General features: G+C 45.4%; 28 protein-coding genes and 1 pseudogene. 22 read left to right on the top strand and 7 right to left on the bottom strand.

Translation table 11 applies throughout. From position 1 onward, the window contains the following. Nucleotides 1-8: 8 nt before the first annotated feature. Together N5C46_RS07820 and N5C46_RS07815 are read left to right on the top strand one after the other, a co-directional pair. Nucleotides 9-1,049, top strand: coding sequence for a Gfo/Idh/MocA family protein (locus N5C46_RS07820; RefSeq protein ID WP_261751576.1), 1,041 nt, complete (start codon nucleotides 9-11; stop codon nucleotides 1,047-1,049). A 12-nt stretch (nucleotides 1,050-1,061) separates the two neighbouring features. Then, nucleotides 1,062-2,030: a sugar phosphate isomerase/epimerase family protein gene (locus N5C46_RS07815; protein WP_261751575.1), complete on the top strand. Its 969-nt coding sequence runs from the start codon at nucleotides 1,062-1,064 to the stop codon at nucleotides 2,028-2,030. Between the two features lie 134 nt (nucleotides 2,031-2,164). Here N5C46_RS07815 and N5C46_RS07810 read toward each other — a convergent pair whose 3' ends face one another. Together N5C46_RS07810 and N5C46_RS07805 are read right to left on the bottom strand one after the other, a co-directional pair. Continuing rightward, the gene (locus tag N5C46_RS07810) at nucleotides 2,165-2,308 is read right to left on the bottom strand and encodes a hypothetical protein (protein ID WP_261751574.1); all 144 of its coding nucleotides are present in this window, start codon (nucleotides 2,306-2,308) and stop codon (nucleotides 2,165-2,167) included. Further along, a complete protein-coding gene (locus N5C46_RS07805) occupies nucleotides 2,289-2,960 on the bottom strand; it encodes a B3/B4 domain-containing protein (RefSeq protein WP_261751573.1) in 672 nt (223 codons plus the stop codon). The genes N5C46_RS07810 and N5C46_RS07805 overlap by 20 nt, the downstream gene beginning before the upstream one ends. A 99-nt stretch (nucleotides 2,961-3,059) precedes the next feature. On the opposite strand from N5C46_RS07805, the gene queG reads away from it, so the two are divergent. The 10 genes and pseudogenes from queG to N5C46_RS07760 all read left to right on the top strand — a co-directional run bounded on the left by queG (nucleotide 3,060) and on the right by N5C46_RS07760 (nucleotide 11,566). Then, nucleotides 3,060-4,199 carry a tRNA epoxyqueuosine(34) reductase QueG gene (gene queG, locus N5C46_RS07800; protein WP_261751572.1) on the top strand — a complete coding sequence of 380 codons (1,140 nt, stop codon included), beginning with the start codon at nucleotides 3,060-3,062 and terminating at the stop codon, nucleotides 4,197-4,199. An 85-nt stretch (nucleotides 4,200-4,284) separates the two neighbouring features. Further along, nucleotides 4,285-5,154: an amidase domain-containing protein gene (locus N5C46_RS07795; protein ID WP_420720455.1), complete on the top strand. Its 870-nt coding sequence runs from the start codon at nucleotides 4,285-4,287 to the stop codon at nucleotides 5,152-5,154. 5 nt (nucleotides 5,155-5,159) lie between these two features. Continuing rightward, nucleotides 5,160-5,204 (top strand): annotated as a pseudogene (locus tag N5C46_RS23305) (hypothetical protein); the annotation flags it as partial. Nucleotides 5,205-5,220: 16 nt separating this feature from the next. After that, the gene (gene trmL / locus N5C46_RS07790; RefSeq protein WP_079534738.1) at nucleotides 5,221-5,694 is read left to right on the top strand and encodes a tRNA (uridine(34)/cytosine(34)/5-carboxymethylaminomethyluridine(34)-2'-O)-methyltransferase TrmL; all 474 of its coding nucleotides are present in this window, start codon (nucleotides 5,221-5,223) and stop codon (nucleotides 5,692-5,694) included. 87 nt (nucleotides 5,695-5,781) lie between these two features. Continuing rightward, the gene (gene nfsA, locus N5C46_RS07785; RefSeq protein WP_261751570.1) at nucleotides 5,782-6,531 is read left to right on the top strand and encodes an oxygen-insensitive NADPH nitroreductase; all 750 of its coding nucleotides are present in this window, start codon (nucleotides 5,782-5,784) and stop codon (nucleotides 6,529-6,531) included. Between the two features lie 549 nt (nucleotides 6,532-7,080). After that, nucleotides 7,081-8,976: a PrkA family serine protein kinase gene (locus N5C46_RS07780; protein ID WP_034760298.1), complete on the top strand. Its 1,896-nt coding sequence runs from the start codon at nucleotides 7,081-7,083 to the stop codon at nucleotides 8,974-8,976. A gap of 101 nt (nucleotides 8,977-9,077) precedes the next feature. Beyond that, on the top strand, nucleotides 9,078-9,260 hold the full coding sequence (locus tag N5C46_RS07775) for a hypothetical protein (RefSeq protein ID WP_224520610.1): 183 nt from the start codon (nucleotides 9,078-9,080) through the stop codon (nucleotides 9,258-9,260). 76 nt (nucleotides 9,261-9,336) lie between these two features. Then, complete coding sequence (locus N5C46_RS07770) at nucleotides 9,337-9,510, top strand: hypothetical protein (protein ID WP_098441226.1); 174 nt, start codon at nucleotides 9,337-9,339, stop codon at nucleotides 9,508-9,510. Between the two features lie 263 nt (nucleotides 9,511-9,773). Then, complete coding sequence (gene yhbH / locus N5C46_RS07765) at nucleotides 9,774-10,934, top strand: sporulation protein YhbH (RefSeq protein WP_371928753.1); 1,161 nt, start codon at nucleotides 9,774-9,776, stop codon at nucleotides 10,932-10,934. A 140-nt stretch (nucleotides 10,935-11,074) separates the two neighbouring features. Then, the gene (locus tag N5C46_RS07760) at nucleotides 11,075-11,566 is read left to right on the top strand and encodes an STAS domain-containing protein (protein ID WP_261751569.1); all 492 of its coding nucleotides are present in this window, start codon (nucleotides 11,075-11,077) and stop codon (nucleotides 11,564-11,566) included. Nucleotides 11,567-11,590: 24 nt separating this feature from the next. Here the strand turns inward: N5C46_RS07760 and rpiA are convergent, their stop codons facing one another. Further along, complete coding sequence (gene rpiA / locus N5C46_RS07755) at nucleotides 11,591-12,277, bottom strand: ribose-5-phosphate isomerase RpiA (RefSeq protein ID WP_272501230.1); 687 nt, start codon at nucleotides 12,275-12,277, stop codon at nucleotides 11,591-11,593. An 85-nt stretch (nucleotides 12,278-12,362) separates the two neighbouring features. On the opposite strand from rpiA, the gene N5C46_RS07750 reads away from it, so the two are divergent. The 7 genes from N5C46_RS07750 (at nucleotide 12,363) to N5C46_RS07720 (ending at nucleotide 17,373) form a co-directional block, all read left to right on the top strand. Further along, nucleotides 12,363-13,352 (top strand): Gfo/Idh/MocA family protein, encoded by a 990-nt coding sequence (locus N5C46_RS07750; protein WP_261751567.1) that lies wholly within the window; start codon nucleotides 12,363-12,365, stop codon nucleotides 13,350-13,352. Nucleotides 13,353-13,389: 37 nt separating this feature from the next. Beyond that, nucleotides 13,390-14,127 carry an alpha/beta hydrolase gene (locus N5C46_RS07745; protein ID WP_261751566.1) on the top strand — a complete coding sequence of 246 codons (738 nt, stop codon included), beginning with the start codon at nucleotides 13,390-13,392 and terminating at the stop codon, nucleotides 14,125-14,127. Nucleotides 14,128-14,233: 106 nt separating this feature from the next. Next, nucleotides 14,234-14,551, top strand: a complete 318-nt coding sequence (locus N5C46_RS07740) for a YciI family protein (RefSeq protein WP_261751565.1) — start codon at nucleotides 14,234-14,236, stop codon at nucleotides 14,549-14,551. 10 nt (nucleotides 14,552-14,561) lie between these two features. Continuing rightward, on the top strand, nucleotides 14,562-15,584 hold the full coding sequence (locus N5C46_RS07735; RefSeq protein WP_261751564.1) for a phosphotransferase enzyme family protein: 1,023 nt from the start codon (nucleotides 14,562-14,564) through the stop codon (nucleotides 15,582-15,584). Next, nucleotides 15,581-15,784 carry a hypothetical protein gene (locus N5C46_RS07730; protein ID WP_261751563.1) on the top strand — a complete coding sequence of 68 codons (204 nt, stop codon included), beginning with the start codon at nucleotides 15,581-15,583 and terminating at the stop codon, nucleotides 15,782-15,784. Before N5C46_RS07735 ends, N5C46_RS07730 begins: the two co-directional genes overlap by 4 nt. A 122-nt stretch (nucleotides 15,785-15,906) precedes the next feature. Beyond that, nucleotides 15,907-16,713 carry a pyrroline-5-carboxylate reductase gene (gene proC, locus N5C46_RS07725; protein WP_261751562.1) on the top strand — a complete coding sequence of 269 codons (807 nt, stop codon included), beginning with the start codon at nucleotides 15,907-15,909 and terminating at the stop codon, nucleotides 16,711-16,713. 120 nt (nucleotides 16,714-16,833) lie between these two features. Further along, on the top strand, nucleotides 16,834-17,373 hold the full coding sequence (locus N5C46_RS07720; protein WP_261751561.1) for an NAD(P)H-dependent oxidoreductase: 540 nt from the start codon (nucleotides 16,834-16,836) through the stop codon (nucleotides 17,371-17,373). 77 nt (nucleotides 17,374-17,450) lie between these two features. Here N5C46_RS07720 and N5C46_RS07715 read toward each other — a convergent pair whose 3' ends face one another. The 3 genes from N5C46_RS07715 to N5C46_RS07705 form a co-directional block, all read right to left on the bottom strand. Then, nucleotides 17,451-18,122: an SIMPL domain-containing protein gene (locus N5C46_RS07715; protein WP_261751560.1), complete on the bottom strand. Its 672-nt coding sequence runs from the start codon at nucleotides 18,120-18,122 to the stop codon at nucleotides 17,451-17,453. Beyond that, the gene (locus N5C46_RS07710) at nucleotides 18,113-18,619 is read right to left on the bottom strand and encodes a hypothetical protein (protein ID WP_261751559.1); all 507 of its coding nucleotides are present in this window, start codon (nucleotides 18,617-18,619) and stop codon (nucleotides 18,113-18,115) included. Before N5C46_RS07710 ends, N5C46_RS07715 begins: the two co-directional genes overlap by 10 nt. A gap of 88 nt (nucleotides 18,620-18,707) precedes the next feature. Next, entirely contained in the window at nucleotides 18,708-19,658 is a 951-nt protein-coding gene (locus tag N5C46_RS07705; protein ID WP_261751558.1) for an L-lactate dehydrogenase, read from the bottom strand. A 335-nt stretch (nucleotides 19,659-19,993) separates the two neighbouring features. Here N5C46_RS07705 and N5C46_RS07700 point away from each other — a divergent pair, with 335 nt between their 5' ends. Continuing rightward, a complete protein-coding gene (locus tag N5C46_RS07700) occupies nucleotides 19,994-20,530 on the top strand; it encodes a GNAT family N-acetyltransferase (protein ID WP_261751557.1) in 537 nt (178 codons plus the stop codon). Nucleotides 20,531-20,673: 143 nt separating this feature from the next. Further along, on the top strand, nucleotides 20,674-21,219 hold the full coding sequence (locus N5C46_RS07695) for a histidine phosphatase family protein (RefSeq protein WP_261752306.1): 546 nt from the start codon (nucleotides 20,674-20,676) through the stop codon (nucleotides 21,217-21,219). A 59-nt stretch (nucleotides 21,220-21,278) separates the two neighbouring features. Here the strand turns inward: N5C46_RS07695 and N5C46_RS07690 are convergent, their stop codons facing one another. Next, complete coding sequence (locus tag N5C46_RS07690) at nucleotides 21,279-22,580, bottom strand: NCS2 family permease (RefSeq protein WP_034760258.1); 1,302 nt, start codon at nucleotides 22,578-22,580, stop codon at nucleotides 21,279-21,281. Nucleotides 22,581-22,821: 241 nt separating this feature from the next. Here N5C46_RS07690 and N5C46_RS07685 point away from each other — a divergent pair, with 241 nt between their 5' ends. Beyond that, nucleotides 22,822-24,465, top strand: a complete 1,644-nt coding sequence (locus N5C46_RS07685; RefSeq protein WP_261751556.1) for a M20/M25/M40 family metallo-hydrolase — start codon at nucleotides 22,822-22,824, stop codon at nucleotides 24,463-24,465. The last annotated feature ends 137 nt before the right edge of the window (nucleotides 24,466-24,602 follow it).

Raw genomic sequence — 24,602 nt, 5'->3', positions numbered from 1 at the left:
TGCGAACGATGACCAAACTTCGGATGGGAGTGATCGGCGTCGGGGGGATCGCCCAGACGCGTCACATCCCTACTTTTATTAAACTATCAGATTCAGTATCGATTGAAGCGATCAGTGATATCAATCCCGTCACCGCTCAAACCGTGGCAGAAACTTTTAACATCCCGCACGTGTTCAGTGATTATCGGGACATGTTCGGGCATGTGGATGCCGTAACGGTCTGTACTCCGAATAAATTTCATGCGGAAATCACGATTGCCGCCCTCGAAGCGGGTCTTCACGTGTTTTGTGAGAAACCTATGGCCATGACTCCTGAGGAATGTGAAAGAATGATCGGTGCCGCTGAAGAATCAGGGAAGGTACTGGCGATCGCCTATCATTATCGCTTCATGAAGGACTCACGTGCGGCGAAGCGGGTGATCATGGAAGATGAAATCGGAGAACCGATGGTCGCAAGGGCAAGAGCGATCCGTCGCCGCAAAGTACCGGGCTGGGGAGTCTTTACCAATAAGGAGCTTCAAGGCGGCGGAAGCCTCATCGACTACGGATGTCACTTCCTTGATCTATCCCTATGGCTTCTCGGAAATCCGTCACCTGTTGAGGTAACGGGGACGACCTATAACAAACTTAGTAGAATGCCTGATCAAGTGAATCAATGGGGAGATTTCGATAAAGAGAGCTTCGAAGTCGATGACCACGTGACCGCTTATATCAGATTCGATAACGGTGCATCCATGCTTTTTGAAACGTCGTGGTCCGCAAACGTGAAGAGTGATGAAGAAAGCATGAGTATCTCAGGGGTAACGGGGGGAATCGATTTATTCCCGTTCCAGATGAACCAGATGAAACACGGCATGCTCCTGAATAGTGACGCGGATTGGGTCCCCGGTGAAGACGATCCGAGTCTTCCACAAGCCCAGAACTTCATTAACAGCTGTCTCGGTTTAGAGCAGTTGGTTGTGAAGCCAGAGGAAGCCATGCAGGTGTCCCAAATCATAGATGCCATTTATAAAAGCAGTGAAACCGGACAAAGCATCACACTGAAATAGGAGGAAGTATAAATGAAACTAGGCGTATTCACCGTATTATTTTCACAAAAAAATCTTGAAGAAATGCTTGATTATGTAAAAGAAGCCGGTCTTCATGCAGTCGAAATCGGCACGGGAGGATATCCCGGAAATGCCCACTGTGACCTGGACGCCCTTTTAGAAAGTGAAGAAAAGAGAAACGAGTACTTAGAGAAAGTGACGTCTAGAGGCCTTGAGATCAGTGCTTTCAGCTGTCACGGAAATCCGATTTCACCTGATGCCGTCTTTGCTGAAGAATCCCATGTGGCCCTGCAGAAAACGATCAAGCTTGCCGGGTTGATGAATGTACCGGTCGTCAACTGCTTCTCCGGAACCGCAGGGGACCATGAAGAAGCCAAGCATCCGAACTGGCCGGTATCTCCTTGGCCGAACGAATACGGGGATATCCTGAAATGGCAGTGGGAAGAAAAGTTGATTCCATATTGGAAAGAGATAGGGAAGCTTGCAGAGGATCATAATGTAAAAATCGGTCTCGAGCTCCACGGGGGATTCCTTGTACATACCCCGTATACGTTATTGAAGCTTCGTGAAGAAACATGCGATGCGATCGGAGCCAACCTGGACCCAAGTCATCTTTGGTGGCAAGGGATCGATCCGGTTGCAGCGATCAAGATCCTTGGAAAAGAAAATGCAATCCACCATTTCCATGCAAAGGACACCTACATCGACCAGGACAACGTCAACATGTACGGTCTGACAGATATGCAGCCATACGGCAGCATCCAGACGCGGGCGTGGTCCTTCCGTTCGGTTGGATGCGGGCATTCCTTGCAGGAGTGGTCGGATATGATGAGTGCCCTGCGCACATTCGGGTATGATTATGTCGTAAGCATCGAGCATGAAGATCCGATCATGTCGATTGAAGAAGGATTCGGCCGTGCCGTCAAGAATCTGAAATCGATCTTGATTGAGGAGCAGCCGTCGGATATGTGGTGGGTGTAGGTTTTTTTGAAGGGAGAGGGTCCATGGGGCTCTCTTTTTTTGAGGAGTAAGTGTGATTGTCTCGAGTAGTTGCTCAGGGTTTACATTTATTGTTAATTGGCTGGATTATTAGCTGCTGAAACGGCTGGATTTTCTCAAAAAATGGCCGGATTCAACGTGATTTCGGCTGGTTTCACGATAAAAATGGTCGGATTATGGTGAATTTCGGCCGGATTCGGATTGAACCCGGCCACTGTCAAAATTGAGTTGAAGAATTCACTATCCACCAACCACTTCAAACGAACCTTCCCCTCCATGAATCCCGATGAACATATCCATCAATGATTTCGTCAGTTTCCCGCTTTCTTCTTTAGAAAGGGATGGCTTCAAAAAAATGATCTGTACGGCATTTTTCGTCTGTTCCCCGACGGGTGCACGATCAGAATCGACGAATGGACTTCCGAAAGGTCCGTCCCCGTCACAGGCGACGATGAGGTTTTCCAGGGAGTTTTCCCGGCCGTTGAGCCCTGTGTAGGTTTGTCCCGTTTCCCCTACTTTTAACTCGATGTGATTTCCCTTGAGCCCCGAACAGTCGTAGATACCGATCGGCACTTCGTATTGAAGGGAGAAGAAGTTATTGAGATCGATGGCAGAGTTGATGGTCGTCAGATAGTTTTGTTTTTTGACACGGCGGAAAAGGGCCTCGGCTGAATGACGGTACCGGTTTGGATCTTTTCCTGTACTCTTGAAGATTTCCCTCCAGGCGGCAATCCCTTCCAGTTCAGCGACACTCTTATCATGAAGGTCAAAGAATATCGATTCCTGAAACAGTTGAAGTCTGCCCTTCAGCATTTGAGGGGAAGAGCCGACTTCGATATGATGGTATTGAATGAATCCGACTTTGAAATCGGGGATTTTACTCGTAATGGATGAATCTATTGTGATTTCCACTTATTTTCCCTCCACATTTGTTTTAAAATAGTTTATCATAATACACATTGCTATTTCACGAATGCTTATTTAAATAAATGCAGAAAGGAGGCAGGGGCAATGGATATAAATCAATTAAAACAGGATATCATTACGTACAGTAAAGAGATTGGAATAGATAAGATCGGGTTTACCACGGCCGATACGTTCTCTGAAATGAAGAACCGGCTCCTTCGTCAGGAGATGCTAGGGTATCAATCCGGATTCGAGGAGAAGGATATTGAGAAGCGGGTCGATCCTTCCTTGATATTTGATCAACCGAAATCGATCATCGCGATTGCCCTTGCCTATCCTTCCAAGATGAAAAATGCGCCACAAAGCAAGCGTGGGGAGAGACGGGGAATTTTCTGCAGGGCATCATGGGGGACGGATTATCACCATGTGCTCAGGGATCGTCTTTCAAAGCTTGAAGAGTATATTGTCTCCAGAGTCCCACAGGCGCGTTTCAAATCCATGGTGGATACGGGGGAACTTGTGGACCGGGCCGTGGCGGAGCGTGCAGGGATCGGCTGGAGCGGGAAAAATTGTTCCATCATCACACCCGAATTCGGATCATATGTGTATTTGGGGGAAATGGTGACAAATCTTCCATTTGCACCGGATACACCTATGGAGGACCAGTGCGGGACATGCAATAAATGTGTGGACGTATGCCCGACGGGGGCCCTCATGGAAGGCGGACAGCTGGATTCCCAAAAATGCATTGCGTTTTTAACTCAAACGAAGGGATTTCTTGCGGATGAGTACCGGGTGAAGCTCGGAAATCGCCTGTACGGTTGTGACACCTGTCAAACCGTTTGTCCGGAAAATAAGGGTATGGACTTTCATTTTCATGAAGAGATGGAGCCGGATCCGGAAATCGCGAAGCCGCTCTTAAAGCCCCTATTAACCATCAGTAACCGTGAGTTCAAAGAGAAATACGGTCATGTATCGGGTTCCTGGAGAGGAAAGAAGCCCATACAGCGAAATGCCATCATTGCTCTCGCTCACTTTAAAGATGAAACGGCCGTAGATGACCTTATCCATGTGATGGAAAAAGATGTGAGGCCCGTCATGCGTGGAACCTCCGCATGGGCCCTGGGGAAAATCGGCGGAGAAACAGCGGAAAAAGCACTTCTCATGCAGCAAGCGGTTGAAACGGATGAAGAAGTCATGGATGAAATACGAAAAGGTCTTAATTTAATACAGTACAAAGGATAAACTCGTCAATTCTCCTCGAGTTTATCCTTTTTTGTTTTGAACGGTTTGAGTGGAGCATATCAATTAGTGAGGAGGGGAGACGATGATTCGAAAGCTGTTAATGGAAAAAGTCCATCATGTAATCGAAGAATATACTTCTCGCAGTCAATCAGATTACGAGAGTGACAAAGTGAGAAGAAAAAAAGCATCTTGCGAGGAGCGCCACGCAGAAATCGTGAAGGTGGATGCAACCGGAAAGGTCCTCCGCATTACACAAGAAAGCAATGAGACTCAAACCATTTTATATGATGTTCATTATAAATATCTCATCAAGCAAGGGGCCCTGCTCTATTTGGAAGAGGAAGTGGAGAATCGAAGGGCGGTCTTCTACAATGATAAAATGTATGAAGATGGAGAAATCCAGATTCAACGTGAAGAGAGCGTGGAAGAAGAGGAGGGCGTTACTCATGAAGAAGAAAGAGTGACGTACAGGTATGACCGACTCAGTGCCGTTCAATATGCAGAGCGGTGGTGGAACAGCTATAACCCGGCATTCAAGAAGTTCGAAAATGATTGCACGAATTATATTTCGCAATGCCTTCATGCAGGGGATGCTCCCATGCGTGGATATCCCACCAAGGGGAAGGGCTGGTGGATGCGGAATCAGAACTGGAGTTACAGCTGGACGGTGGCGAATTCCTTAAGGTGGTATATCCCTAATTCGACGATTGGTCTTCGCGGCAGGCTTGTGGATGATGCGAAAGAATTGAAGCTTGGGGACGTGATCTGCTACGACTTTGAAGGGGACGGACGTTTTGATCATACGACCATCGTGACGGGAAAGGATGCCGCGGGAGAGCCCCTCGTGAATGCCCATACCTTCAATAGCCGGATGAGATATTGGAAATACGAAGATTCCACTGCCTATACACCTAATATGAAATATCGTTTTTTTACGATCGTAGATGACCGTTAAGTCTTGTTCTATGGGGGAGAAATGGTATAATGTCACTTAGAGTTTTATGAATGAGGTGACATTGACATGGGAGTACATGTTGTATTATATCAACCAGAAATACCTGCTAACACAGGGAATATCGCAAGAACATGTGCAGCGACCGATACAACCCTGCACCTGATCCGACCACTCGGATTCTCGACGGACGATAAAATGTTAAAGCGTGCCGGCCTTGATTACTGGCAGTTTGTGAACATTGTTTACTATGATTCCCTCGAAGAGTTCTTCGAGAAAAACGACGGCGGTGAATTTTTCTATTTAACAAAGTACGGGAAAATCCCTCACACGAACTTTGATTATAGTGTGGAAGACAAAGAATACTTCTTTATTTTCGGCAGGGAAACATCGGGACTTCCTGATGACATCATCCAGAATAATCTGGACCGGGCACTCCGCATCCCTATGAATGAAAACGTCCGCTCCTTGAACCTTTCCAACACAGCGGCTATTCTCATCTATGAAGCATTGAGGCAGCGAAATTATCCGGGACTGTTATAAAAAAGCAGGAATGAAAATCAAATGATTTTCATTCCTTTTTTTATTTAGCTTATACTAAGAGGATAATGAGAAGGGAGAGACTACATAATGAATGAAACCATCGAAACCATCCTGAAACATCGATCCATCCGTGAATTTAAAAATGAAGCACTGACAGAAGAACAGATCCATACGATTGTCTCCAGTGCACAAGCGGCGAGTACATCCAGTTATATACAGGCGTATTCTATCATTGGCGTGAAGGATCCCGTGAAAAAGAAGAAGCTTGCTGAGCTTGCCGGGAATCAAGGTTATGTCGAAGCAAACGGACATTTCTTCGTATTCTGTGCTGATTTATTCCGCCATGAAAAAATAGGGGATTGGGAAGAAGCAGACATCATTCCTTCTTTGGAAAGCACGGAAAAATTCATGGTGGCCCTCATTGACGCTTCCCTGGCCGCACAGAATGCAGCCATCGCTGCTGAATCAATGGGACTTGGGATCTGTTATATCGGAGGGATCAGAAATGATCTGGAATCAGTGAGTGAACTGCTGGGGCTGCCGGAGCGGGTCATCCCTTTATTCGGACTTGCTGTCGGTATCCCTGAACATCATTCGGATGTGAAGCCGAGACTGCCGTTGGAATCGGTTTATCATGAGGATTCATACAATGTGGATGAGACCTCCATAAAGGAAGGGCTCGACCGCTACGATGAAACAATTTCAGCTTATTATCATGCCCGGACCGCAGGGAAACGATCGGATCGCTGGACCGCGCAAATGGCAAAGATGCTGTCTGGTAAGAAGCGGATGTACATGAAGGAATTCGTGGAGAAGAAAGGCTTTAATAAGAGATGAGACATTCAACCGGAGAAATGAAAAAGAACTGGCCATATGGTCAGTTCTTTTTCGTTTTAGTTTTAGTTACATCCAGCTCCGGCGGCTAGAGGCTCGAGGTCATAAGTTAAACCTGCCAAAAAGGCAAAGAGCGCCTTTCCAGCAGGTTCACCTTATGCTTGTCGCCTCTGAACGAGCCGCCTCCGCTTTAGTTTGAACCCGGTTTATCGTTATATCCAGCAGTGAAAATCGCTACTAAGAACGTTAAAGATACACCTACGATCATGACAGTACCCATGTTTTTGCAACCTCCCAGTTTACTTATTCCACAGTCTGTCTTTAGTATAGCCTATTTTCAAATTGATGTGAACGAAAGTTGGATTTTTTTTGCTGTTTTGTGAAAGTTTGAAGGTCGAAAGAGAAAGCGTTTCATATTTATGTCTCTATTCCAATGAATGAAGCGAATATCGACCGTTTGTCTTGAATTAAAATATCTTATTAACATGTTCGGGTGAACAAGCGCATAGAGTATATTAATCGTCTCTCATTAAGCGACAGGGGGAGGTCCTTATGGATATTTTAAAAAGAATTGAACATTACCGAGAAGAAGAAGAGAAACTGAAATGGGAAGGGACGTTTGCTCAGTATTTAGACCTGCTGAAAGAGAAGCCTTGGATCGGGCAGTCTGCTCATTCAAGAGTCTTTAATATGATTAAAGATGCCGGAGTCGAGGAGGTCGAGGGGAAACGGAAGTATAAATTCTTCAGCAATCAATTATTTGGCTTAGAAGAGGCGTTGGAAAGACTCGTTGAAGAATACTTTCATCCTGCTGCGAAACGATTAGACGTGAGAAAGAGGATCTTATTATTGATGGGTCCTGTAAGTGGAGGGAAATCGACACTCGTTTCCATGTTGAAACGGGGACTCGAGCAGTATTCACGGACTGAAAGAGGAGGAGTATTCTCCATTAAAGGCTGTCCGATGCATGAAGACCCGCTGCATTTGATCCCTCAGCATTTACGTGAAGATTTCTATGAAGAGTATGGCATCCGAATTGAAGGAAATCTCTCTCCGTTGAATACAATGCGTCTGGAGAAAGAATACCAGGGCCGCATTGAAGACGTCCAAGTGGAAAGAGTCTTCTTCTCTGAAGATAAACGTGTTGGAATTGGTACATTCAGTCCATCTGATCCAAAGTCACAGGATATCGCCGATTTAACAGGAAGCATCGATTTCTCGACGATTGCAGAATTCGGTTCAGAATCCGATCCGCGTGCGTACCGGTTTGATGGGGAATTAAATAAAGCGAACCGTGGTTTGATGGAATTCCAGGAAATGCTCAAATGTGATGAAAAGTTCTTATGGCACTTATTATCTCTTACCCAGGAAGGGAACTTCAAAGCAGGCCGGTTTGCCCTGATTTCTGCCGACGAGCTGATTGTGGCTCACACGAATGAAACCGAGTACCGATCCTTCATTTCGAATAAAAAGAATGAAGCCCTGCATTCACGTATCATCGTCATGCCGGTCCCGTATAATTTGAAGGTCACCCAGGAAGAGAAGATTTATGAAAAAATGATCAACGAAAGCGATGTTTCGAACGTCCATGTGGCTCCTCATACATTAAGGGTCGCAGCGATGTTCACGATCCTCACACGACTGAAGGAACCGAAGCGCGGTGACATCGATTTGATCAAAAAGATGCGCCTGTACGACGGCGAAAATGTAGAAGGGTTTAACTCCGCTGACGTGGACGAAATGAAAAAGGAATATCAGGATGAAGGAATGAGCGGTATCGATCCGCGTTATGTGATCAACCGTATCTCTTCTACGATTATTCGAAAAGAAGTACCGACCATTAACGCGTTGGATGTTCTCCGGGCTTTGAAGGAAGGTCTGGACCAACATCCATCGATCACCAATGAGCTTCGGGAAAAATATCTAAATTTTATCTCCCTTGCCCGGAAAGAGTATGATGATATTGCCAAGAAAGAAGTGCAGAAAGCCTTTGTGTACTCGTATGAAGAGTCTGCCAAAACGCTTATGGATAACTATCTTGATAATGTTGAAGCCTACTGCAACAAAGCAAAGCTTCATGACCCGTTAACGGGTGAAGAAATCAATCCGGATGAAAAGCTGATGCGTTCCATCGAGGAGCAGATCGGAATCTCTGAAAATGCGAAGAAGGCATTCCGTGAAGAAATCCTGATCCGTATCTCTGCTTATGCCCGTAAAGGGAAGCGATTCGACTACAATTCACATGATCGCCTGAGAGAAGCCATTCAGAAGAAGCTATTCGCTGACTTGAAGGATGTCGTAAAGATCACGACATCATCCAAAACGCCAGATGAACAGCAGCTGAAGAAGGTCAACGAAGTGGTTGCCCGCCTCATCGACGAACATGGCTACAACTCAACATCCGCCAACGAATTACTGCGTTATGTAGGCAGTCTGTTAAACCGTTAATAGAAGAACAGTCGGGAGGTGCTTCGGCATCTTCCGATTTTTTCTGGATTGTTTAAATCTCTCATCTAAAGGGAAAAGTAGTATCCAAGAGGTGAAGAAATATGAGTAAAAGCAAACACGAATTAGATAAAAATTATGAACCGGAAAACGGCTCAATGGCGCATGATATGGAAGAAATGGAGCAATTGGGGAAACAGATGGATAAGCTCAGGACGAATGAAGAATTGAAAGAGGATAAAAAGCAGCCCGATCCTGTTCAGTATAAAGAGAAAGACAAGGAATAGTTGACAGAAAACTCTGAATACCATAATCTATAGATAGAGAGCCGGACCCATTATCAAATGAAGGTGGGTTGATAGGATGTCGTTTACACCGAAATCCCGGGAAGAAGCGGAACCTCTCAATGGAAGCATGGCCTCCAATATGGAGGAAGTCATTAAACTGGGAAAGCAAATGGAGAAATTACGTTCCAGTGGCGAATTAAAGTTGAACAATCGAGTTTCAGACCCGGCTCAATATGAAGAGGAAGCTTAATCAGGTGAAAGTGCCTGATTATTTTTTTTGGAATCCGATCGATCCGGGACAGGCATTACAACCTGTCAGAAAAATAGGCTCGTCCAATTAGAAAAGAACGGTTAATTGTCGAAATTATTTGTAAATTTATCAATACTTCTGCATAGGATAGAGTAATCCCCGTTTCACTTCATGGGATACGTGCAGTTTAGACAGTCAACATAGTGTATGCAGGAAAATGAAAAAATGTGAAAAAAATTAAGGAGGGGAATAATTTGAGTCAAATGGATAATCATCAGTTTGTCATTTCCAAGGAAGATTGGGCCCTCCACCGCAAAGGTCACGATGATCAGCAGAGACATCAAGAGAAAGTACAGGATGCCATCCGCAATAATTTACCAGACTTGATCACAGAAGAAAACATTGTCATGTCCAATGGCCGAGACGTCGTCAAAATCCCGATTCGTTCGTTAGATGAATATAAAATCCGTTACAACTATGATAAGAATAAACACGTCGGGCAGGGAGACGGTGAAAGCCAGGTAGGGGACGTCATTGCAAGGGACGGCTCACAACAACAGCAGGGTCCAGGAAAAGGTCAAGGGGCCGGGGATAAAGCCGGTGAAGATTATTATGAAGCAGAAGTATCGATGCTTGAAATTGAAGAAGCCTTATTCAGCCAATTGGAGCTTCCGAACCTGAAGAAGAAAGAGCAGGATGTCCAAACCGTCGAGCATATTGAATTCAATGATATCCGTAAAACCGGCCTAATGGGGAATATAGATAAAAAGAAGACGATGATGTCTGCCTTCAAACGAAATGCCATGAAAGGAGCACCAAGCTTTCATCCGATCTTTACAGAGGATCTGAAATTCAGGACGTGGAACGAAGTATTAAAGCCCGAATCCAAAGCCGTTGTACTCGCGATGATGGATACGAGCGGCAGTATGGGAGTGTGGGAGAAGTATATGGCAAGAAGCTTCTTCTTCTGGATGACCCGATTCCTGCGCACGAAATATGAAACCGTGGAAATCGAATTCATCGCTCATCATACCGAAGCCAAGGTGGTGTCAGAAGAGCACTTCTTCTCGAAAGGGGAAAGCGGAGGTACGATCTGTTCATCAGCCTATCGAAAAGCCCTTGAGCTCATAGATGGAAAGTATGCTCCAAGCCGTTACAATATTTACCCTTTCCATTTCTCCGACGGGGATAACCTGACGAGTGATAATGTGCGGTGTGTCAAGCTTGTCGAAGAATTAATGAAAGTGTCCAGCATGTTCGGATATGGGGAAGTGAATCAGTATAATCGTCACTCCACATTGATGTCAGCCTATAAAAATATTAAAAACGACGATTTCCGCTACTACATTCTTAAACAAAAAGCCGATGTATTCCATGCCATGAAGAGTTTCTTCCACAAGGAGCAGGAAAAGGCATTCGCGTGAGAAAAACCAGCCGACGAGGCTGGTTTTTCATTGTCATCTATTTATCTCGTTACATATGAAATCATTAGGTTATTCTGTATCTAAAGTGCTAGAATAGAGAAAGGTACTTTAAAAACATTCTATAAGCGGTGAGGGTTGTCATGACAAGTGAAAGTCAAGAAATTAAGCAGCTAAAGCAGGAAATAAAAGAATTGAAAGAACAGCTGGTTCAATCAGAGCAGCTCATCATGGAGATTTCAGCACCGATTATTCCATCCATCATCCCTGAAACCATCCTGATCCCCATTACGGGGAGGCTCAGTCCTGAACGCTTTCAGAGGATCATCACAAAGATATTGGACGTTTCTTATGGAGAGGACATTAACACTATCATTGTCGATTTCTCAGCGATATCAGAGAAAGAGATCGGTGAAATCGATATTTTCGGCACGTATATTGATAACATGGCAAAGGCCATCGGGTTAATGGGAATCGAAACTCTTTTTGTCGGATTCACCCCTTCTCTTACTCAAATCATGATCAATTCAGGAGTGAGGGAGCTTCAAGGGATCAAGACCTTCCTGACATTCCGGACAGCACTTCAGTACTTGATGAAGGAAAAAGACATGGAATTCCAAAAAGCCAACCAATAAGGTTGGCTTTTGTGCTGAGGGCCATCATGGCAGATTCTTCGTTGGTGAGACAACTTCCACGCCATCCGGTTTCCCGACAATCACCAGGTCGGTCACGTCAATGAAAAGACCTGTTTCCACGACACCTAATAGTTGTTTTAAACGGGAGTGAAGGGAGGCAGGGGCATCGATGCCTGTGAAATGACAATCCACGATATAGTTTCCGTTATCGGATATAAATCGTTCATCATTTCTTTTTCTTAAAACAGGCGTGCACCCTAATTCAGCGAGTGATCGGCATGTCACTTTCCATCCGAAGGGGATGATCTCGACAGGGAGTGGAAAGGAGCCGAGCTTTGAGACCAATTTGGACTCGTCCACGACAACGATGAACTTGCGGGTGAACGTATCAATGAACTTCTCCCTCACCAATGCTCCACCTCCCCCTTTTATTAAGTTGAACATGGCATCCACTTCATCGGCGCCATCAATCGAAAGGTCCAACATGTTCACTTCAGAGAAGGTGGTTAATGGAATACCGGCTTTTTTTGCCAGGCGCTCTGTTTCCACTGAAGATGGGATGGCCTTGATTTGTAATCCTTGAGAGATAAGCTCCCCCAATTTAAGAATCGTCCAATAAACGGTTGAACCGGTACCTAAACCGATCGTCATTCCGTCCTGTATATATTCTGCCGCTTTTTCACCGGCCCATTTCTTTGCCAGGCTGTCCACTCTATTGCCCCTTTCCAATTTAATCATCGTTTTACTTAGCATTCTATACTAGAATAAACATGAATGAAAGAAGGAGAGATCATATATGATTAGATTCGGAATCATCGGAACCAACTGGATCACTGACCGTTTTATACAAGCATCAGAAAGCGTGGATGACTTTCAATTACAAGCGGTTTACTCAAGGACCGAAGACAGGGCAAAGGCATTCGCTGAAACCCATGGAATCAGGGACTGGTTCACGGATATAGAAGAGATGGCGAGTACAGATCTTATCGATGCGGTGTACATAGCCAGTCCCAATTCCTTTCACTGCAGTCAGGCCATCACCTTTTTAAATAAAGGCATTCACGTATTATGTGAGAAGCCATTGGCTTCGAATGAAAGGGAAGTTCAAGAGATGGTTGCTGCTGCGAAGGAGAACGATGCCTTACTCATGGAAGCGGTCAGGACCACATTCCTGCCCAATTTCCAGGTGCTTAGAGAGAAGCTGCACAGCATCGGGACCATTCGGAAAGTCAATGTCAGCTGCTGTAAGTATTCTTCCCGATACGACGCGTACAAAGATGGGACGGTCCTGAATGCATTCAATCCCGCTTTTTCCAATGGTGCCCTGATGGACTTGGGTGTTTATTGCATTTATCCCATGGTTGTTCTATTCGGAGAGCCGAAGGAAATAAAGGCAACTGGCACCATGCTGGATTCAGGTGTCGATGGTTCAGGCACAGTCATCATGAAATATGATGAAATGGAAGTGGTGTCCACTTTCTCGAAGATTTCAAATACGCACATCCCGACTGAAATCCAAGGAGAGGAAGGAACAGTCACCATCGATCAAATAGGTGATTTCAGTACACTGACGTTTTATTATCATAATGGAGAAAAAAGTGTTTATACTCAAAAAGAGGACGTTCCGTACATGTATTACGAAATAAATGAATTTGTTTCCATCATCAAAAAAGGCGGGGAATACGAATCTCCCATTAATTCTTACGAGAATTCATTAATCAGCTCCAGGGTGATGGATAACGCCAGAAAGCAGATCGGACTGGTATTTCCGGCAGATCGGACTTGACGATTCGGAAATGATATTTATGAAAGGGCGGGGGCCAATGAAAAAGATATTAAAATGGGCCGGGCTTTTTCTTCTGGCGGTGATTGTTGTAGGTTTTCTTGGATTCTACATCTGGTCAGAACAAACGTATTCAGCTACGGAGAAATTGACGAAGACAATCCATATAGAAGATGACCCAATGATAGAGGAAAACAATGACTGGCTTATTTTTAAAAGTGAAGATTCAAATGGGAAAGGCGTCATCCTATATCCGGGAGCAAAGGTGGAAGTGGAGGCTTATGGGTATATTGGTAAGTCTCTATCTGATAAAGGATACACCGTCGTCATCCCCAAGATGCCACTTCATATCGCTTTTCTCGGCATTAATGAAGCTGAAAAGATCATCAGTGATGTCGATAAAAACCTTGATTGGTATTTGTCAGGTCATTCGTTGGGAGGAGTGGCTGCTGCATCGTATACCTATGATCATCAAGATGATGTGAAAGGTCTCATATTCCTGGCGTCCTATCCAACAAATTCAGCGGATTTCTCCAAGAGTGATATGCCGGTCCTGAGCATCTATGCCGAGAACGACGGTCTTACCACAGGCGATGACGTTGAAAACAGTAAGAAGCTCCTGCCGTCTAAAGCGGCCTTCCATAAGATTGACGGAGGTAACCATGCCGGATTCGGAGTGTACGGTCCACAAAAGGGAGACAAGGAAGCGAGTATTTCCGTGTGGGAGCAGCAGGATGAAATCATACAGGTGATGGACGATTGGATGAAGGAAAACTGACCCCTTTAGTGCCGCTTGACTCAAACTCAAGCGGTCTTTTTGATTCCTGAATAAAGGATTATGGACGGAGCAGGTCGTATATGTCATGGTGAAGGGAGAGATAGAAATGGAATTTATTTATGTATTAAAGTTGATCCCACGCTTGTATCAAGAAGCGAATTGGACGGCCGGGGATGAAGAAATCGTACAACGTCATTTCGATCGGTTGAAAGAATGGACGGACAATGGGAAAGTGATCCTTGCAGGCAGAACATTAAATGAAGAGGAAAATGCCTTTGGAATCGTAGTGTTTGAAGCAGATGACGAGGAGCAGGCAAGGGCATTCATGAAAGAAGACCCCACTGTGGCCGAGGGTATCATGACAGCCGAACTATTTCCTTATCATGTAGCCCTTCTAAGAAAAAATCAACAGGTCATAGACTAGGAGATAAAAGATGGAAAAGTGGATTGAAGAATTATTTACAGGGGATGTACTAATGGATGCAGCTTCACGTTTCGGCTGCGGTACAAGTCATGCGAAAAAGCTTGGTGATTTCGAAAACTATGTGTATGAGGTGCACAAGGGAGAAGTTCCTTATATCCTCCGCCTGACTCACAGTTCCCATCGTTCCAAAGGGGAAGTGGAAGCTGAGCTGCAATGGATCAATTACTTACATAAACATGGGATGAACGTTTCACTCGTGAATGATTCAGAAACAGGAAATCTGGTTGAAGTCCTGGAGACGGGGGATACACATTTCTTTGTCTGTTTATTTGACAAAGCTCCCGGGAAACCCGTTATGATGGATGATCCTTTATTTGATGATGACCTTTTTTATAAGTGGGGAAAACTCACCGGTCATATGCACCGGGTAACGAAGGGCTACGTGCAGGATGAAAACAAGCGTGAGCGCTGGGATCAGGATGATGTGCTGGATTACGACAACTATTTATCATCTGTTGAAGACAGGGATATCATCGAAAAAGGCCGTCTAAATAAGGAAAACATCCGGGGCTTTAAAGAGACACAGGATTCGTTCGGCCTCATTCATTCAGACATCCATCCGGGTAACTTCTTTTATCATGATGGAGATCTCCATGTGTTCGACTTTGATGATAGCATGCAATTCTTTTTTGTAAGTGATGTGGCCATCCCCCTTTATTATTCGGTATGGTGGAAGTTCCGGAATGAGACGCTGGAAATCCGGAGCAGGTTCGGGGAAAGATTTCTCATCGCGTTTCTTCAAGGGTATGTGGCGGAGTGTGAAATCGGGGACGAATGGGTGAAGCGCATCCCTCATTTCCTGCTTCTCAGGGATCTGACGCTGTACACAATCTTTCATAAAAAATGGGATCTTGAGAATTTGTCGGAAAGGGAGCAGTCGTTGTTGACTCAAATCAGGGAACGATTACACCGCGATGAACCGATTGTGGAGTTGGACTATGACAAGATCCTTACTGAAGTGCGTACAAAATGATCTGGGCATTACTGATCACGGGCATCATCATCGGCTTATTGGTCAGGGTGATGAGGGTGACCTTCAAGAGTGGATACGGCATGTCGGAAGACCTGTTCGATCAGCCTGTGTATGTGAAAACGTGCAGTCATTGTCATAAAAAGATTCCAAAGGGTTATTCTAAATCCCTGTGCCCCCACTGTGGGAAGCTGGTGGAATGATCGAGTGGCTTGGAGGAGTATTCCTCTGAGCTTTTTTTGTGAAATGCATGAAACATGTTATTAAGGGGAAAAGTTTGGTATGATGCTAAAGACTGTTTACATACAAACGAGAGGTGAAAGAAATGGATAAAACCATTGGATTCATTGGATGCGGAAATATGGCGCAGGCCATCATGGGAGGGATATTGAAGTCCGGGCTGGTGGGCAGACAATCTGTTCGTGCAAGTGCCAGGACTCAAGAAACCCTGAATATGGTCAGAGAGAAATTTGGAGTGAAGGCGACGGATGACAATCTGGATGTAGCTGCCTTTTCAGATATTGTATTCCTTGCGGTGAAACCGGATCAATACAAGGAACTGATCGAATCCATCAAAGATTCCTTGAAAAAAGAGAGCATCATCATTACGATTGCGGCTGGAATCACGATTGAATGGATGGAAGAGCAGATTTCCCCTTCTGCCAAAATCGTCCGGACGATGCCGAATACTCCGAGTCTTGTGGGGGAAGGAATGACGGCATATTGTGTGAATGAAAAAATCACAGATAGCGATTTGGGACATGTACAGGCAATCCTTGAAAGCTTCGGAAAAGCGGAAAAAATCGAGGAAAGCTTGATGGATGCGATACCGGCTGTGAGCGGATCCTCTCCTGCCTACGTGTTTATGTTCATCGAAGCACTCGCCGATGGAGCGGTCCTCCAGGGAATCCCGAGGAGTCTTGCCTATCAGCTGGCATCACAGGCAGTGCTTGGGGCTGCTAAAATGGTCCTTGAAACCGGCACCCATCCCGGAGAGCTGAAGGATGCCGTCTGTTCACCCGGAGGCGCGACCATCGAAGCAGTGGCGGCTTTAGAGAAACACCAGTTTAAGGGGGCTGTATTATCGGCTATGGAAGCCTGCGGGCGCAAATCGAAGTCCCTTGGTGAATAGCTGATTGAGTTCCTGAAAATGTAATAGGAAAAATAAAAAATAAAAATTTTTAAGATAATATTTGTATGTACAAATGAAATTGTGTTATTATTTGTACATACAAATAAGGAGTGAGAGAATATGAAGACATTAGTGCTGGTTGGACATCCAACCATAGAAGAATCCAGAATGAACAAAGCGTGGGCAGACCGACTGGAGAAGGAAGAGAACGTCACGGTCCATCATTTATATAAAGAATATCCTGATATGAAAATCGATGTAGAAAGAGAACAACATCTTCTGCTGGCCCACGACCGGGTCGTATTTCAATTTCCATTCTACTGGTACAGCACTCCCGCCATTTTAAAAGAATGGCAGGATCAAGTGCTTCAATATGGTTGGGCATACGGTTCGGAAGGGACGAAGCTGCATGGAAAGGAATTCCTGGTTGTCACTTCAACAGGCGGACCTGCCGGGGCTTACCAATCAGGAGGGTATAATCATTATTCCATGAGTGAATTGCTGAAGCCATTACAGGCCATGGCTAACCTTACGGGGATGACCTTCCTGCCTGCATATGCCGAGCAGGGCGTCCGGATGTTGAGTGATGATGAAGTCTCCATTTCTGCAGAGAAAGTGGCTGCCTATGTGAGTGATGGGGATTTGAAGAGAGGTCGGTAGGCGGTATTTTGTAAGAGTGATGGAAAGTGGATGCCAGAAAAAAACTGCCTCAGTAGTCATCTACTTTGGCAGTTTTTTTAATGGGTCCTGAATTCTACTGTGATGATGGCTGTGACGGCGATTTGACCCGGCTGAACGGCCGTACTTTCGTCGGCTGCCTTTAAATAGGCGGTGTTCATGAAGGGAACGGCTGAGGGCCGTGATTGTTCCGTAATGGATTTGGGCTGTGGATTAAGCTGTTGATTTGATTGGCCGGATAATGTGAGGGCCTTTTGGTATGCCTCTTGATAGGCTAGGGCGAGAGCCTGCTGGTAGGATTCGATGGGGTTAGACTGAATGAACTGAATGTTTTCCACACGATTGGCCCCGCTCTTTAGAGCATCATCAATGATCTTCCCGACTTTTTCGATCGACTTAACAGTGACCCTGAATACTTGTCGAACTTCATAACCGGTGAACGTTTGTTTTCCATCTTCGAATTGATACTGTGGAAGTACTTGATAGGTGGACGTCTGGATATCCTGTCGGCGGACTCCGTTATTTAAAAGGGATTGAACGACCCGGTTGGAAAGTTGCTTGTTCTCGTTTTGGGCAACTTCAAGCTCTTTATCATTCGTAACAATGCCTATCGATACGATGGCTTGATCCGGGTCGACATACAAAGTATGTTCCCCGCTCACGGTTATGATGCCATTTGATTGATTGGTTCGGTAGTACGGGTAGGAGTGCATGGCGGCACCTACACGCATGTAAAGGATTCTATTTTATCCAAATCGATGCCGAAGTACACCCATGTGAATCCGATCCATCTCCATCCGGCAATGGAACGGCGCCCGACAAACACCGGGTAGAACCAGAAAGCATCTCTTCTTAACCATATATAGGTATATCGGAATAAGCATCTTCTGATGGCACCCGGGTCGACTGCGAAGGTGCTCGGCCCTCCTTGCGTTCCTTGAAGTGCGGTTTTTTGCGGTTGGAAGTTCGGTGGTGGACCGGGTGGTGGTTGGTTTTGTCCGCCCTGCCCGCCTGTAGGGGGTGGTGAGCTTGGTGCTCCTTGTCCTCCACCGGGAAAACCGGGAATGCCTGGGAAACCACCGCTGCCTGAACCCCCGCCGCCGCCTGGAAACCCGGGAATACCGGGGAAGCCCCCACCGGAACCCTGTCCTCCCCCGGGAAAACCAGGAAATCCGCTGCCGGATCCTCCGCCGGGCAAGCCGGGGAATAATTGTCTGTGATCGTACATAGAAGAACCTCCTCATAAAGAATTCTCTTTATCTTATGAGGAGGGGGAGTGGGCGTGCGTGTCTAATCTGCTGTGATAAGGTGCCGGATCAAGATTCCAGCGCTTTTTTCATGACGTTTTTCAACGTTTGGGCAGAATGGGAGAACTGGGCCTTTTCTTTTTCATTCAAGGGAAGTTCGACAACTTTTCGGATTCCATCCCGGTTGATGATGGCCGGTACACCGATATACATGTCCTGTTCCTGATATTCTCCTTCGAGGAGAGCGGAAACGGTCAGGATGCTGTTTTCATTATTGAAGATGGCTTTGGTGATCCGGGCAAGTCCCATGGCGATTCCGTAGTATGTTGCCCCTTTTCGTTCGATGATGTGATAGGCTGCGTCCCTTACATTGACAAAAATGTCATCGAGGTCTTTCTGTACGTTCTCCTTGTCCATATCAATCAGTTCATTCAACTGACTTGCACCAACTGTCGTATGGCTCCATACCGGGAACTCTGTGTCGCCATGTTCCCCCATGATATAGGCGTGGATATTTCGTGTATCGATATCGAAGTGCTGACCGACCAGGTAGCGGAGCCTGGCTGTATCGAGTATCGTCCCTGAGCCGATGACTCTCTCTTTCGGCATGCCGGAGAATTTCCACGTGGCATAGGTTAAGATGTCGACAGGGTTGGTGGCGACAAGGAAGATTCCGTTGAAACCACTTTCCATGACGGAGTCTACGATGTTTTTGAAGATCTTCACATTTTTCTCTACAAGGTCCAATCTGGTTTCACCGGGGGCCTGATTGGCTCCGGCCGTTATGACGACCAAATCAGCGTCTCTACAATCACGATAATCCCCGGCTGAAATCTTCATGGGGGAAGCAAAAGCAAGACCGTGATTTAAATCCCTTGCATCTCCGTCGGCTTTCTCCTTATTCAAGTCGATCATCACAAGCTCATGGGCGATTCCTTGATTGAGAAGAGCGAAGGCATAACTGGAACCGACAAATCCTGTACCGATTAGAGCTACTTTGTTTGTGCATTTGATTGTCATACGTCATCACCTATTCTTTCATGATTTGTCCTAGCGATTGGTAACATCCATCCCCGATGGTTAGAGGGGAAGAGTAGATTGAATCTGTAGATTTTGTGAAGTATTTCACAAAAAATCATAACACGTTTCTCACTGATATTCTATTAATAAATACATCCTATCATACATTTATTGTGAAATGATTCACAAATATGTCAAAGTTACTGGAGAGGGACGGACCTTGATTCCTAGGACCTGGTCCTAGGAATCAAGGTCCGTCCCTCTAAAAGAAGGGTTTTTAAGTGGTTGTGATGAATGTATATAGGAAGAGGTTTGTTTATGGAGGTGTTGTATGTATGAATGTCGTGATTGGGGAGTTGAATGTCCGTCCGTTAGTGGATGGGGATAAGTACACGCTCTCGAGGTGGTTATCGGATCCCGTCGTCCTGGAATTTTATGAAGGCAGGGATCGCCCTTTCACCCCCGAGATGGTGGAGGAGAAATTCTTCTCGGATAGGGGTGTCATGAGTTGTCTTGTTGAATATGAAGGAATTGAAATCGGTTATCTTCAATATTATCAGCTCGATCATGAGACGATGATACGCTACGGCTATACGAATCTGGATGAAGTGATTTATGGGACGGATCAATTCATCGGAGAGACGGATTATTGGAATAAGGGTGTCGGGACACAGCTCATTCGTGCTGTGGTGGAATACTTGCTTCAGAAGGAGGGAGTCCACCGCCTCGTGATGGATCCGATGACGTGGAACACGAGAGCGATCCGCTGTTATGAGAAGTGTGGATACAGTAAAGCCAGAATTCTGCGGGAGCATGAGCTTCATGAAGGGGTGTACCATGATTCCTGGTTAATGGAGTTCATACCTGAGTAAATGGAAGATACACCCGTGGCTTTTTGGAAAGTAAAAAAGGAAGAACATGATTTCTAAGCAGTACATATCGAATAGTCAGGGGCTGTTCAAACGGGCGGCCCTATTTATTGTTGTCTAAGAGAAAGGAGTGAATGGATATGATCGTGACTAAATTATATCTGGTCAGGCATGCCCACTCGATTTATACGCCGGAAGAGTTAACGAGGCCCCTGTCTGAAAAGGGAAGAAAGGATGCTCTTAATGTGACGGAACGATTGAAGGAGGAAGGGATTGATGTGATTTGTTCCAGTCCCTACAAAAGAGCCGTGGAAACGGTAGAAGGAATAGCCGGGCATATCAATCAGGAAATCACATTGGTGGAAGAGATGAGAGAGCGCACACTATCCTCGGTGCCTGTCGAAAACTTTCAGGAAGCCATTTCATCGGTTTGGGCTGATCCTTCCCTTACACTGGAAGGCGGAGAGTCGAATCTTACCGCTCAAAAGAGGGGTGTGGAGGGGATATTTAAAATATTGGAAGAATATACTGGTAAAAACGTGGTCATTGGAACCCACGGAAATATTATGGTCCTGATCATGAATTATTTTGACGCGAGATATGGAGTGGAATTCTGGAGAGAACTTGAGATGCCGGATGTATATTGTTTAGCATTCCATGATAGAAATCTCGAGAGTGTAAAAAGAATATAATCGCAGCTCATTCAAAAAAGACCGTTCACTGTGAACGGTCTTTCGAGTCTCTATTTGAATCAATGAGGCAGGAACGCGAGCTGATAGAAGAACAGGACAGCAAAGATATAAACAAGTGGATGTACTTGTTTCCATTGTCCTTTCACTACTTTCAGTAAGGGATAAGAAATGAATCCCAATGCGATCCCCGTTGCAATGCTGGATGTTAAAGGCATGCTCAGGATGATGAGGAATGCAGGAAAGGCTTCATCCAACTGATCCCATTTAATTTGGGAGATGCTTCCCATCATCAGGCTGCCCACGATGATCAGGGCAGGAGCCGTAATGGCAGAGATCCCTGAGACGGAACTGACCAGTGGCCCGAAAAAGGCGGAAGCGATAAACAGGATCGATACGGTCAAGGTGGTCAATCCCGTTCTTCCCCCGGCAGAAACACCAGCCGAAGACTCGATATATGCGGATGTCGGGCTCGTCCCGAACATCGCACCGATCGTTGTCGCGATGGAATCGGCCAGAAGTGCCTGGCGGGCCCTCGGAAGGGTGTTTCCTTTCATCAGGCCAGCCTGCTGTGCCACTCCGATCATCGTTCCCGTCGTGTCAAAGATGGTGACAAGTAAGAATGAGAAGACGACCGCGTATAATCCATACTGGAAGACGTCGGCAAAAGCCGTTACCGGGTTTGCTACCATCAGTCCTTCAGGAAGATGGGGAATGGCCACGAATCCTTCCTTAAAGGAAAGGTCTCCCGTAAAGTACGCAATCAATCCAGTCACGATCATCCCGATGAACAGGGCTCCATGGACGTTCAGGACCATGAGGATCAGTGTTACGGCCAATCCGGTCAATGCAAGAAGAGCCGAATGGGAATGAAGATCCCCAAGCTGTACTAAATTTGTCGGATGTGCCTGGATCAATCCAGTCAGACGCAAACCGATAAAAGCAATGAATAAACCGATTCCTGCTGTAATTCCGTGCTTCAGATTTTGAGGAATGGCTTCGATCAATTTTTTTCGCAGGGGTGTTAAAGAGAGCAGGATGAAGACGATCCCTGCCACGAAAACGGCAGAAAATGCAACGATATATGAAATATCATCATGTGCTCCTACCACTGAATAAGTAAAATAAGCATTCAATCCCATACCAGGTGCAATGGCGATCGGATAATTTGCAAACAATGCCATCCATAACGTTCCGGCTACGGCCGATATGATGGTTGCTAAGAATACCTGATCAAACGGGACACCCGCATCGGATAAGATGATGGGATTCACCACCACTATGTATACCATCGTCAGGAATGTTGTGATCCCGGCAAGTATTTCCGTTTTGGGATCTGTACCGTTTTCCTTTAATTTAAACATCGTAAAACCTCCAATAAAAACGAACATTAAAAACACACAACTTCTATAATATTCGGTATTAGAACGAATTTCAATAGAAAAGACCGAATTATTTTTAAGAAAATATCTTGAAACCCCTTCCAAACCCCATCCTTTTTCGATAAGATGTTATCAATTATAGAGGAATCAGTTTCTATAATGCCCATGCAATGGACGATTTACCACGCATAGGCTCATATTTCTTTAAGAAAGGGGCGGTACTATGTATACTCAACTGAAAAACAAGTCAACTTCTGAACAGATCGAACTCATCACACGATCCTTAATCGCTCTGAAAAGTTATAACGGTACAACAGGCGAAAGTGAGAAAGCCCTCTTTATATATAAGTTGATCTCATCGTTTCCTTATTTCAAGCATTATCCCGAAAGAGTCTGGCTCCAGGAAGTCCCAAATGATCCGATTGGAAGGAAGAACGTTTTTGCCTTCGTAAAAGGGGCGTCGTCTAAAACCGTCGTATTTCATGCTCATTACGATACGGTGGGAACCGATGATTATGGTGCCCTCCAGGATATGGCCCATGATCCCGATTTCCTGCAGAAGTTCTTCATGGATTATGAAGGGGAGGAAAAGGTAAAGGAAGATGCTCTTTCAGGAAACTGGCTGTTCGGGAGGGGCTCCTTGGATATGCAGAGCGGGATCGCCGTCCATTTAGCGAACCTTTTATTTCATACAGGTGATAAACAGCCGGATGGGAATTTACTCTTCCTGTTCAATGGGGATGAAGAAAGTGAGCATGCCGGGATGATTGCGGCTTTAAGCGATCTCCACCGCTTGAAAAACGAAGGCTTGGACTATTTAGCAGCAATCAACACAGACTTCATTTCCCCTATTTATGACGGGGATTGTAAACGGTATATTTATACGGGAGCAGCGGGGAAGCTGCTGCCAAGTTTCTATATATATGGAAGAGAAGCGCATGTAGGGGATGTCCTGACGTCGATTGATCCAACCGTGATCGCTTCGAAGATCAATCTCGAAATCAATCAGAATCTTGATTACCTCGAGGATATCCCCGGGGAGTTCACCCTGCCGCCTTCATGTCTCTATTTTAAAGATGATAAGCATACGTATAATGTTCAGACCCCACTCAGTGCGTCTCTGTATTTCAACTATTTTGTATATGAAAGGACGGCTCGGGAAGTGCTGTACGATATGAAAAAGGTCGCATTGAAGGTAGTAAGTGAAATGGAAGAGCGAAGCAAAAGGCAGTTCGAACAGTACCGGAGCTATCACGGATTCCCTGAACGGGAATTTTCATGGGAAGTGGAAGTCCTTACGTTAAGGGAGTATATATTCTGGCTGAAAGAAAGGGGCATAGATCCGGACCCCGTCATGAAAAAAATCTTTCATGATATGGAAGGGGAGGACAGACGGACGATTGCTTATACAATGGTGGAAGCCCTACAGCATCTTGATCCCGACAGGACACCAAGGGTCATCCTATTCTTCGCTCCGCCTTTTTTACCACATAATTTTGTGAATGAGGAAAATGAGTACGGCAAAAAGGTGAGAGAGGTGCTCGGAACCTGCTTGGATGATATTTCAAATGAGACAGGCGAAGAATTCGTCATCAAACGGTTTTTCCCTTATCTCGCAGATGGCAGCTTTCTTTCCCTCCACGAAGAAGATGAAGATATTGAAGTGTTCAAGAAGAATCTGCCCCTCATCGATCACCTGTACCCGGTGCCCATTGACATGATCCGAAAGCTGAACATCCCCTCCATTAATATAGGAGTCTACGGGAAAGACGGTCATCAATGGACCGAAAGAGTGTATAAACCCTATACGTTCTCCGTCCTGCCGGAGATTATCAGGCGGGTGACGAAGGACTTGCTGGAAATTTGATATGGAAAAGGTAGAGAGGTTATTTCCCTCTCTATTTTTTATTGGTTGTAGAGTGAGATTTACAATAGTAATGAATTTTTCTGGGCTTTCAATAGAAAATTGTCACAAAACGGTCAATCCCAAAAGATGCATGAACG

The organism is Rossellomorea vietnamensis, from assembly GCF_025398035.1.
Classification (GTDB): domain Bacteria; phylum Bacillota; class Bacilli; order Bacillales; family Bacillaceae_B; genus Rossellomorea; species Rossellomorea vietnamensis_B.
Note: the sequence above shows the minus strand (reverse complement) of the source record. Positions and strands in the feature narration are given on the sequence as shown.

Bases quoted from the DNA above. Each gene is read 5' to 3' on its own strand.
- N5C46_RS07700 (WP_261751557.1), top strand. From the start codon at position 19,994: ATGAATGTCGTGATTGGGGAGTTGAATGTCCGTCCGTTAGTGGATGGG.
- proC (WP_261751562.1), top strand. From the start codon at position 15,907: ATGGATAAAACCATTGGATTCATTGGATGCGGAAATATGGCGCAGGCC.
- N5C46_RS07735 (WP_261751564.1), top strand. From the start codon at position 14,562: ATGGAAAAGTGGATTGAAGAATTATTTACAGGGGATGTACTAATGGAT.
- N5C46_RS07685 (WP_261751556.1), top strand. From the start codon at position 22,822: ATGTATACTCAACTGAAAAACAAGTCAACTTCTGAACAGATCGAACTC.
- N5C46_RS07780 (WP_034760298.1), top strand. From the start codon at position 7,081: ATGGATATTTTAAAAAGAATTGAACATTACCGAGAAGAAGAAGAGAAA.
- N5C46_RS07705 (WP_261751558.1), bottom strand. From the start codon at position 19,658: ATGACAATCAAATGCACAAACAAAGTAGCTCTAATCGGTACAGGATTT.
- N5C46_RS07690 (WP_034760258.1), bottom strand. From the start codon at position 22,580: ATGTTTAAATTAAAGGAAAACGGTACAGATCCCAAAACGGAAATACTT.
- queG (WP_261751572.1), top strand. From the start codon at position 3,060: ATGGATATAAATCAATTAAAACAGGATATCATTACGTACAGTAAAGAG.
- nfsA (WP_261751570.1), top strand. From the start codon at position 5,782: ATGAATGAAACCATCGAAACCATCCTGAAACATCGATCCATCCGTGAA.
- N5C46_RS07720 (WP_261751561.1), top strand. From the start codon at position 16,834: ATGAAGACATTAGTGCTGGTTGGACATCCAACCATAGAAGAATCCAGA.
- N5C46_RS07730 (WP_261751563.1), top strand. From the start codon at position 15,581: ATGATCTGGGCATTACTGATCACGGGCATCATCATCGGCTTATTGGTC.
- N5C46_RS07760 (WP_261751569.1), top strand. From the start codon at position 11,075: ATGACAAGTGAAAGTCAAGAAATTAAGCAGCTAAAGCAGGAAATAAAA.
- N5C46_RS07815 (WP_261751575.1), top strand. From the start codon at position 1,062: ATGAAACTAGGCGTATTCACCGTATTATTTTCACAAAAAAATCTTGAA.
- N5C46_RS07770 (WP_098441226.1), top strand. From the start codon at position 9,337: ATGTCGTTTACACCGAAATCCCGGGAAGAAGCGGAACCTCTCAATGGA.
- N5C46_RS07710 (WP_261751559.1), bottom strand. From the start codon at position 18,619: ATGTACGATCACAGACAATTATTCCCCGGCTTGCCCGGCGGAGGATCC.
- N5C46_RS07750 (WP_261751567.1), top strand. From the start codon at position 12,363: ATGATTAGATTCGGAATCATCGGAACCAACTGGATCACTGACCGTTTT.
- yhbH (WP_371928753.1), top strand. From the start codon at position 9,774: ATGGATAATCATCAGTTTGTCATTTCCAAGGAAGATTGGGCCCTCCAC.
- N5C46_RS07820 (WP_261751576.1), top strand. From the start codon at position 9: ATGACCAAACTTCGGATGGGAGTGATCGGCGTCGGGGGGATCGCCCAG.
- N5C46_RS07775 (WP_224520610.1), top strand. From the start codon at position 9,078: ATGAGTAAAAGCAAACACGAATTAGATAAAAATTATGAACCGGAAAAC.
- N5C46_RS07740 (WP_261751565.1), top strand. From the start codon at position 14,234: ATGGAATTTATTTATGTATTAAAGTTGATCCCACGCTTGTATCAAGAA.
- N5C46_RS07715 (WP_261751560.1), bottom strand. From the start codon at position 18,122: ATGCGTGTAGGTGCCGCCATGCACTCCTACCCGTACTACCGAACCAAT.
- trmL (WP_079534738.1), top strand. From the start codon at position 5,221: ATGGGAGTACATGTTGTATTATATCAACCAGAAATACCTGCTAACACA.
- N5C46_RS07745 (WP_261751566.1), top strand. From the start codon at position 13,390: ATGAAAAAGATATTAAAATGGGCCGGGCTTTTTCTTCTGGCGGTGATT.